Annotated in this window: 4 protein-coding genes; 1 reads left to right on the top strand and 3 read right to left on the bottom strand. The window is 28.2% G+C overall.

The window, feature by feature from the left end:
• Positions 1-124 precede the first annotated feature (124 nt).
• The 3 genes from MHZ36_RS14235 to MHZ36_RS14225 form a co-directional block, all read right to left on the bottom strand.
• Positions 125-289 carry a hypothetical protein gene (locus tag MHZ36_RS14235; RefSeq protein ID WP_239232323.1) on the bottom strand — a complete coding sequence of 55 codons (165 nt, stop codon included), beginning with the start codon at positions 287-289 and terminating at the stop codon, positions 125-127.
• A gap of 485 nt (positions 290-774) precedes the next feature.
• Positions 775-1,773, bottom strand: coding sequence for a protein rep (locus MHZ36_RS14230; RefSeq protein WP_239232322.1), 999 nt, complete (start codon positions 1,771-1,773; stop codon positions 775-777).
• Positions 1,774-1,977: 204 nt separating this feature from the next.
• Positions 1,978-2,175: a hypothetical protein gene (locus MHZ36_RS14225; RefSeq protein WP_119542470.1), complete on the bottom strand. Its 198-nt coding sequence runs from the start codon at positions 2,173-2,175 to the stop codon at positions 1,978-1,980.
• Positions 2,176-2,338: 163 nt separating this feature from the next.
• Here MHZ36_RS14225 and MHZ36_RS14220 point away from each other — a divergent pair, with 163 nt between their 5' ends.
• Entirely contained in the window at positions 2,339-2,899 is a 561-nt protein-coding gene (locus MHZ36_RS14220; protein WP_239232321.1) for a helix-turn-helix transcriptional regulator, read from the top strand.
• The last annotated feature ends 125 nt before the right edge of the window (positions 2,900-3,024 follow it).

The following is a 3,024-nucleotide window of genomic DNA, read 5'->3' as shown; positions in this document are numbered from 1 at the left end:
TTAACAATCCCAAAACTTGTCGAATGGTCGGCTTAATAGCTCACGCTATGCCGACATTCGTCTGCAAGTTTAGTTAAGGGTTCTTCTCAACGCACAATAAATTTTCTCGGCATAAATGCGTCGTTTAATAATTGTAATAACGTTTAACATTCCAAAATACAAAGATTAAGAAAAATACCGTAAAGATAATAAACCAAGTATCTAAATAATTTTGATTCATTTGCTTATAAGTAAAAAATGCTAAAAAAATCACTAAAATTATTTGTAAAATAAATAAAAACCACTTCAAAAAAACACTCCTTTTTAGCAAACTTTATCACAAGAACTATTTAAATTTTAAATGCCTTTATTTTGAATTTTAAGGGGGCATTTTAAAGATTTAGGGGTAAATCATATAGTTTTATACCTAAAAACGTATATAAGCTCTTAAAACGCAAATATGAGCCAAATAAATATATGCTATTTTCAAAAACAAAAATTTGAGCAAAACCAGTGTCGAATTTTTTAGACACTGCCCAGTTACATGCAAATTAAAATTTGCATGGTAAAACTGGTCAACCATGCCGGTTGAACGCTATAGTTCCCGCAGGGGCAAAAAGACATGAAAAAACGCTAGCTTTTAAGCTAACGTTTATTAAACAATACTTTTAAAAAATCGAATTATTAAATTAAAAACATTAGGAATAAATACAATTATTCGAAACACAATATCTGAAATAATCTCAATAAAAAATGACTTAGTTCTCTTGTATTTTGCACTCATAAATCAAACTCCTAAACTTTTTTTAAGTAATAATTTTGTTTTTCAAAATTCCAAATTGCCGTAATTGAATGTGCTTTTTCTTCTTCATCTGTTGTTTTATCTTCGTCACTTGTATTAATCAAATTACCATCTTCGGCATCGTCTAAATTTAAAATTTTATGTTTTTGTTTAAGCAATCCACCATAACTCAACATACGTTTTCGATATAATCCTTTTTCTAAATCATTAACAATCTCTGAATCTTTTTCGCTATCTCCAGTTAAATAATCTGATGACTTAACCGAATATTTAGAGGTTTCTTTGATAGCTGCTTGAATATCTTTATCGCCTTTTTGATTTGGTTTGATCGCTTTAATATTTGCTACTGGTCGATAATTAACTTGTAATGCTTTTTGCCACAAATCGACCCAATCATTCTGTGAAATATAATTCTCAGAACCTCTAAAATATTTACTTTCAACACACAATAAAACATGCATATGTTGATTATAACTACCATCATTTTTATTAACTGTAACCTCAGTCGAACGCATAAAACCAATTAAATTTTTACTAACTTTTTTATATTTAGTTAATCTATGAAATGACTTTGTTAGATGATTTAAACTTTGTTCTAAAGTATCTCCATCTATCGCATTTTTTGTTGAAAGTGTTAAAAATAACCAACGTGCTTTAGGCTTTTCTTTAACAACTTCTTCAATCACTCGTTGAGCTTGATAACTATTTTTCATAGCACGCCTCCAATTACAAACTGGGCATAATTTCGATTTACAAAACCATGTCTTATGTAATTTCAAATAACCTTCATCAGTCGGCTTGAATTCTAAGACGTTACCACATTGTTTTACGTTAAAAGCCTTTTTTATTTTTAAGATTTCCAGTATATCTGCATAACTTACATTATCAATTTTCTTTTCTCTCCATGGGCGTTGTTTCCCACTTTTCGCCATATCTTTTAATGTTTCATTATCTTGATTTTCGTCTATATATTTTGTATGATTGTCTTGCATATAAAAAGACCTCCAGTATTAAGTTGATGAGTAGATGCTTCAATCTTATTACTGGAGCTTTTTTATGTCAAATTTTATTTTATACACTAAAAAACAATTAAAACACTGATATATCAAGGTTTTAAGCTGGTATTAAAAAAGATTGTTATTTCTATATAGTATCAAGACAAGAAGAAACTCGTTTTCACTCGTTTCAAAACCCTCTTAAATTTTAGGCTTATCTCTATTAATTTTTCCTACTTTTACAACTAAATAAATAGCATTAATCCCCATCAAAATAGTATATGGAATTAATATATATAAGTTATCCGTTTGATATACAAAAAATAATCCAAGTAAAAAAATAGAATTTAGAATAGTTGCTATAAAATAACCTTTATCTAATACTGTGTTTTTATCCAAGATAAACACTCCTTTTTTTAGATATATTAACATGATTGGCTTAACACCATAGATTTTTCAGTAATGCAAAAAACTTTTTACAGCAAAAATAGCTAGTGCAAAAAGTATTGTATAGCTAAAATTTATTTAATTAACTAAATTAAAAGACAAGGAAGCGATAAAAATGGAGCTTAGTAAACAGATACAAAGATACAGAAAAAAACACAAATTATCTCAAGAAGATCTAGCAGAGAAAATTCATGTAACAAGGCACACAATATCTAATTGGGAAAGGAATAAGAACGTTCCTGACTTAAATAGCCTAATTTTACTAAGCCAAGTTTTTAACACTTCTTTAGACAATTTAGTTAAAGGAGATATTAAAGTAATGGAAAAACAATTAAGTAATAAACATTTTAATAATTGGACATGGATTATGGGAATAACTAGCATTTTAACTGCAATATCAGTAGGCCCGTCTCTACACTTCTTTGGTAACTATGGTTATATCATAGTCATAATACTAGCTATAATTACAAGCTACAGTGCAATTAAAATAGATAAATACAAAAATCAGAACAAGCTATTCACTTATAAACAAATTTTGGATTACATGAATGGAAAACCAATCAAAAAAATAAATAAAGATAAAACAAAACACAAAATAATTAATGCTATTATTAGCATTCTATACATCACTATATTCATAACAATATTTGTTATAAGTCTTAATTGGTTTAAATAATTATTGCTTTATTCCAATTGCTTTATTGACGTTGAGCCTCGGAACCCTTAACAATCCCAAAACTTGTCGAATGGTCGGCTTAATAGCTCACGCTATGCCGACATTCGTCTGCAAGTTTAGTTAAG

Origin of the sequence: Staphylococcus sp. ACRSN, assembly GCF_022346615.1 — a bacterium.
GTDB lineage: Bacteria > Bacillota > Bacilli > Staphylococcales > Staphylococcaceae > Staphylococcus.
The sequence above is the reverse complement of the archived record's forward strand: the minus strand, read 5'-3'. Positions and strand labels throughout refer to the sequence as shown.